Annotated in this window: 6 protein-coding genes; 2 read left to right on the top strand and 4 right to left on the bottom strand. The window is 58.1% G+C overall.

Features of this window, described 5'->3' with window-relative positions; all coding sequences use genetic code 11:
* Window positions 1–162: 162 nt before the first annotated feature.
* Complete coding sequence (locus FJ147_26705) at window positions 163–579, top strand: hypothetical protein (protein MBM4259477.1); 417 nt, start codon at window positions 163–165, stop codon at window positions 577–579.
* A 185-nt stretch (window positions 580–764) separates the two neighbouring features.
* On the opposite strand, the gene FJ147_26700 is transcribed toward FJ147_26705, so the two are convergent.
* The 4 genes from FJ147_26700 to FJ147_26685 form a co-directional block, all read right to left on the bottom strand.
* Window positions 765–1,709: an LLM class flavin-dependent oxidoreductase gene (locus tag FJ147_26700; GenBank protein ID MBM4259476.1), complete on the bottom strand. Its 945-nt coding sequence runs from the start codon at window positions 1,707–1,709 to the stop codon at window positions 765–767.
* A gap of 32 nt (window positions 1,710–1,741) precedes the next feature.
* On the bottom strand, window positions 1,742–2,833 hold the full coding sequence (locus FJ147_26695) for an SDR family oxidoreductase (GenBank protein MBM4259475.1): 1,092 nt from the start codon (window positions 2,831–2,833) through the stop codon (window positions 1,742–1,744).
* Window positions 2,834–3,065: 232 nt separating this feature from the next.
* Window positions 3,066–3,302 (bottom strand): hypothetical protein, encoded by a 237-nt coding sequence (locus tag FJ147_26690; GenBank protein ID MBM4259474.1) that lies wholly within the window; start codon window positions 3,300–3,302, stop codon window positions 3,066–3,068.
* Window positions 3,303–3,526: 224 nt separating this feature from the next.
* On the bottom strand, window positions 3,527–3,697 hold the full coding sequence (locus FJ147_26685; GenBank protein MBM4259473.1) for a cytochrome c: 171 nt from the start codon (window positions 3,695–3,697) through the stop codon (window positions 3,527–3,529).
* 1,104 nt (window positions 3,698–4,801) lie between these two features.
* Between FJ147_26685 and FJ147_26680 the strand changes: the two genes are divergently transcribed.
* On the top strand, window positions 4,802–5,521 hold the full coding sequence (locus FJ147_26680; protein MBM4259472.1) for a phospholipid carrier-dependent glycosyltransferase: 720 nt from the start codon (window positions 4,802–4,804) through the stop codon (window positions 5,519–5,521).
* The last annotated feature ends 137 nt before the right edge of the window (window positions 5,522–5,658 follow it).

The raw sequence follows: 5,658 nt of genomic DNA, 5'->3' as shown, positions 1-5,658 counted from the left end.
AGGCCCGACTCTACTCAACTTGCCTGACTCGTGTCACGCAGGCTTGCCGGAACGCTCAACAACCCCTGGAGGGCTTCACATCTCGTGCTCGTTGCATCGGTCTGGCCGTGAGAGTTTGGTGCGAACAACCACGCAGCAGCTCTTGCTGTCTCTCAACCTCGGGTGTCAAGCGGCTTTACCGGAAGCTCACTGCAAACCTGGCTCCCCCACGCGGGAGGCACAGCACAGTCGCCGGTGTTTCCCAGCATCCGTGGGACGACACTCTCGCGCGATGGGGTGAATCATCTCTTGCAGCAGGCCGTGCAGCAAGCGCTCTCAACGTGTGACTCGCTTCGTGGGCGACGTGTTACTCCACATCTTGTGAGGCACTCGACGGCGATGCACCTTCTCCAAGCGGGCGTGGATATCGCGGTGATCGCGCTCTGGTTAGGTCATGAGAGCATCGAGACGACGCATGTCTATCTGGAATCGGACTTGCTCACCAAAGAGCGAGCACTCCAGAAACTCGTGCCCATAGAGGTCCCCCAGGGCCGATTTATTGCAACAGACCCACTGTTGCGCTTCTTGGCAACGCTGTGATCATCCCGCACGGACTGGCTGGCTAGCACCAGCCAGTCCTGAGCCCGCGCCCCTGTTCGCGGGATGATCCGGAACTCCACATGAAAGTGTGCATCGCGCATGCGCGATGCACACTTTTGGGCGTCGTCCCCCACAATGATCCGTGTCTGTAGCACGGAGTTCTTGTAGGGTGGGCACAACCCACCCTACACCTCTTGTGCCGCCTGGCCGAGTAGATGTAACGTGCGGTCACGCGAGGCGCTGCGGTTGGCACCGGCGGGGACCGGGGTCACAAGAATTTCCGTGGCTCCCCAGGTCAGGAGTTGCTGCAAGCGCTCGGTGACGCGTGCCTCGTTCCCCCACAGGACAGTGGCGTCAATCATCCCGTCGCTCCAGGTCCCGTTTTTCGCCTCGGGAAAGCCCGCAGCAACGAACATGTTCTGATAAAACGGCAGCCGTGGGTTCATAATCTGCGCTCGTACGGCGGCGTACACTTCGTCGGCGTTGTCATGAACGCAGACCGGCGCATGGGCAATCAGTGGTGGGACCGGGCGACCAACACGCGCCGCACCAGTGCGCATGGCGGGCAGGGCGACATCGCGCAGGTACGGCCCAGGACACACCCAGCTGATCGCACCGTCTGCTTCTTCGCCGCACAGTTCAAAAGAATCTCGTTGCAGCGCCGATGCCATGACCGGCACGTCCAGCGGTTGAGGGATGGTGTCGTGGGCTTTGTAGTGAGTGCCATCAAAATCGACTCGGCCTTGCTGGAGCAAGGCTTTGCAGATGCGTAAATACTCGCGTAGATTTCCCAGCGGTGCTTTGAATTGTAAGCCCATCGCCTCCATCAGTGGACGGTGGCTGGGGCCAACGCCGAGGCGGAAGCGTCCGGGCGCCAGCTGGGCAATCACTTGGGTTTGCTGCACGGTGACGAGCGGGTGCCGTGGATAGGTCGGAACAATCGACGTTCCCAGCTTGATGCGCTGTGTCCGCACGGCTGCGGCGGCAAACGTTGTCAGATTATCCGGGCGGGCCATGCCTGTGGTCATCCACGCGGCGGGAATGCCCAACTGTTCCGCTCGTTCGATCATGGCTAACGCGTCCTGTACGTTATCACTGGGAACTGATACGCCAATTAACTGTTGACTCATAAATGTGTCTCACTTTCTGTGCGAGCGCATTCTCATCGCGGTGGCAACAACTGCAGGTCTTGGAAACGCTTAAACCACTTGCGCAACATGTCTTCGGTGTCGATACAACCCGCAAAGCCTGCCTTCCTGAGTTTGATGGTGCTGACCAGGATCGGCGGCGGTGGGTGGTGAACGCCATAGGCAAAGCAAAAGTCGGCGAGGCCAAAGGATGCGCCGACAAAGGCGTTGAGGTCCTCCGGAGCATGCAGTTGATACTTGCGCACAATGGCCGCCCACTCTGCCGCATGTTTGGGCATTTCCTGCACGAGGGACAGCGGCTGCGGGGGGCCGACTGGCATGCCCACCGCATCGGCAATCACTGGCCATACCTCTGGCCAGGCAAAGACATCGCCATTGGTAATGTTGAAAATCTCGTTGCCCACGGTGGGTGCCGTGGCTGCCCAGGCCATCGCCTCCGCCAGAAGGTCTGCATCGATCGCTTCAAACACGAACGCGGGACCACCAGGGAACGAGAGCGGCAGACCGGCTTCGCGCCGCACGGCAGCATACACACCAATCGCCGGGACGACATTGAGGTTGCTGCCAATCGCATCACCAAAGACCAGTTGCGGGCGCCAGATCGTCCACTGCCACGGCTTTCCCTGTTGGCGCGCCCGGAGATAATCTTCTTGTAACCAGTAGAAGTTCTCATGCTGATGGCGTGGGGCGCGTTCCCGTGCAGGCAAGGCGATGCGGCCCAGGTGGGCACCATAGGCTTTGGTGCCTTGTAACAACGAGACATGCTGCAAACCGGTGGCCGCCGCCTCCAGCGGAGCAAAGAGGTTTTCTAACATCGCGAGATTCAGGCGCATCTGGTCGCGATCTTTCCATCCTTCCTCTAATCCCGGCTTTTCATTGACGGCGGCATAGACGACATGGGTCACATCGGTCATGCGCGAAAACACGTCAGCGCACTGCTGTTGATTGGTCAGATCGACTGACACGAAGGAGGCGCGGTCACTGCCCGTTGGTATCCGCCGCGACACGCCGACGACGTCCCAGTCGGACAACTGCGCGAACTGTCGCACCGCTGCCGAACCAACCAAGCCAGACGCCCCAGCAATCAGCACTTTTTTCTTCGCCATGAGTATCCTTTCCTGTTCCGCTCTCAGGTGTACGGTCAGCCGCGCATGTATCGATGTCCACCATGATCACTCAACACCGAGCGAAGCCGTTGACGTGAAGAGGCAGCGAACCCGCGCTGGCAATAATTACCAATTCTCTGGTCGTTGCTCTTCTCTTTACGCATGGAGTAGAGTGCGAGCAAGAGGAGGTAAGCTACCCAGGCTGCATCGGATCAATGGGCTGACAAAGGCACTATCTAAGGCGATTTCCGGGAAAGATCGTCCCCTGTAGTTCAGATGGAGCACCGTGTAATCCGGGAGGAGTGGTAGAAGACCTGGATTCCGCTGCGCTGCCTCCAGACCACCCAGAACTGGGACATTCATTGCGAAGAATCACTGTCTCCGCCTCCTGCGGGAGCCCAGCGCGCCGTAAGTCATGTAGCGCTGCATCCGCACAGGCCGAACCATCATAGGCAATGAGAATTTTCATGCGTCACTCCTAGTGCTGCAGCGTCTTGAGATAGTCCGCCAACACGCGTGACCGCAGCGATCCCGTGTATTGTGGGTAGCGCTGGTCTTGCAGCTCTGCTTCAAAGACTTCCCCCCACACTGGCATCTCACGTAGTCCATGAGTGGCCACTGCCCGTCGTCCATAAATCACCGCCATGACCGCAGCTTCGTCGAAGCGCTCACCCGAGCGACGCGCTAGCGTGGTCAGATCTGTTGGAGCGACGCAGCAACCGGTCCATTCCCTTTTCCGGTGGGTCCATGACACGACGCACAGTACTGCTGATAGAGCACCGCTCCCGTAGGAGGTGGCGACGGCTCCCTCGTGCAACTCGCCAGCACCAGCGCGGTACTAACGAACAAGAGCAACTTCAGCATGCCTGCGCCTCCTTCGCGCCCGCATCCCTATAACACTCCAGGCTTCATGCCTGGCCGCATACTCGCTCGCAGGTGCTATCCACCCCATGGGCTGGCAGATGAGGCCATTGTTTCTCCAGTAACAGTTCCATCGCTCTGTCGTGTATCATTCGGCTCCTTCATCGACTTCGACTCGCGGGTGTTTGGGATTGTGCGCGATACAAGTGAACCGTACCTCGCGTCTTCACCTGACGTAGCAGGCGATCACCGTCGTGTTGCTCTCGCCTCATCCGCCTCTGTGGCCCAGAAGCAGCAAGAGGGAGGCCAGCACGTCGACTCGTAGCGGTGCAACTGCCAGGTGCGGAATTAGCCCTCACTACAGTATGGAAATTGGGGAATTTTTCCTCAGCGAAGAAGAGGTCAACGGTGTAGTGATACGCATTCCGTACGTACACTCCGCATCGCAGACACGACAGGTGTTTCGCATTTTTGGGAAATTCGTTGCCAACGTATCGCTAATTTGCGAAAACAGCGCGCTACCACTATCGCAATCGCATCGTGCTCAAATCAGCCGTACATGAAGAGTTTCTTCGCCCCCCAGGATGAAGAACGAGAAGGCAAATCCTTTTCTGAACAGACCGCAAGAGAGTGGTACAACAGTGCGATCACCCAGAGCGCAGTGAAGGGTCTCGCGAGAGATGCTTCGCGGTATTCAGCAAGACAGAGCGCCGCAGGGCCCACAGCGGTACGTGTACGAGTGGTCTGTAATCCGATGTGGGAAGGTTCCGCACTCTCAGATTACAAGGCTTTTTCGCATGCACTGTGGCACGTCGCCAGCGACCCGGCACGGTCCTTGCCACCTTGCTGTCTGTTTCACCACCTCATCACCTCATCACACCATACCGTGGGCACGGCATCATAACGGACATCAAAGACGAACCGGAATAATGCGCCACCCGTATCGTTGAGCGGCCTGCGTGCTGGAGACGGAAAACGACTCATCCTGAGTAGGCGAGACATATTGTCTCGCATCACCGTGCCGACGACCCATCATTTTCCGCACTTTTGCATCGCCGCCTACTGGTCTGCCTTTTGCTGGATCTGAATCCACGGAAAGGACATCAGGTGGTTGTGGAGAACGATGGAGTGAGGAACACTGCGAGTGACCTGACGACCAACGGGCACGGACGCATGCCGCTGGCCATGCTCGTTGGCCTTTCAGCCGTTGTCCTCTTCTGGCGGGTAGGCGAGCGCCCGTTGCTGGACTGGGAGGAGGCGCGCTATGCGCAGGTTGCACGGGAAATGCTAACCAGTGGCAACTGGGTGGATTTGTCATGGAACAATGCTCCCTATTTTAACAAGCCTCCTCTCCTCTTTTGGGCGATTGCACTGTCTTTCCAGACATTTGGTGAGAGTGAGTGGGCCGTGCGTCTGCCTGGTGTCCTGTGTGGGATTGGCAGTGTCGGCCTTGTGTACATGCTAGGACAGCAGTTGTATGGCCGCGTGTCGGGACTCGGTGCGTCGTGCTTACTTCTCTCACTCTATCCGTTCTTGACTCATGGCAGTCGGCAATGCGCGCCGGATGCGTTGCTGTTGTTCTGGTCGCTTCTGGCACTCTTGGCCTTTTGGCGCGGTCAGCAGGACGCGCGATGGCGAGTGATCGTCGGTATCGCCCTTGGTGCGGGTGCCCTCACCAAAGGCATCGCTGCAGTTATCCCACTGCTTGTGATTGTCTCTTTTTGTGCGTGGCAACAACAGTTACAGGTATTGCGCACGCGCTGGTTTCTTTTTGGCACAGGACTTACGCTTTGGACCTTAACAAGCCGTGACATGAGGGTTTTGTAGTTCAGCGCGAAGGTAATGACTAAACAAACTCTCCCGCACGGCATACAGGGTCTGGCCCAGTTCTTGAGCTTTCACTTTCAAGGATACCCACGCATGATAACAACATGCTAAGTGATTGCGCTGTGCCCGCGCCGCCC

Source organism: Deltaproteobacteria bacterium (assembly GCA_016874775.1).
In the GTDB taxonomy this organism is placed as follows: Bacteria; Desulfobacterota; Binatia; order Bin18; family Bin18; genus VGTJ01.
This window is presented reverse-complemented; position numbering and strand designations above follow the sequence as displayed.

Bases quoted from the DNA above. Each gene is read 5' to 3' on its own strand.
- FJ147_26700 (MBM4259476.1), bottom strand. From the start codon at position 1,709: ATGAGTCAACAGTTAATTGGCGTATCAGTTCCCAGTGATAACGTACAG.
- FJ147_26695 (MBM4259475.1), bottom strand. From the start codon at position 2,833: ATGGCGAAGAAAAAAGTGCTGATTGCTGGGGCGTCTGGCTTGGTTGGT.
- FJ147_26690 (MBM4259474.1), bottom strand. From the start codon at position 3,302: ATGAAAATTCTCATTGCCTATGATGGTTCGGCCTGTGCGGATGCAGCG.
- FJ147_26685 (MBM4259473.1), bottom strand. From the start codon at position 3,697: ATGCTGAAGTTGCTCTTGTTCGTTAGTACCGCGCTGGTGCTGGCGAGT.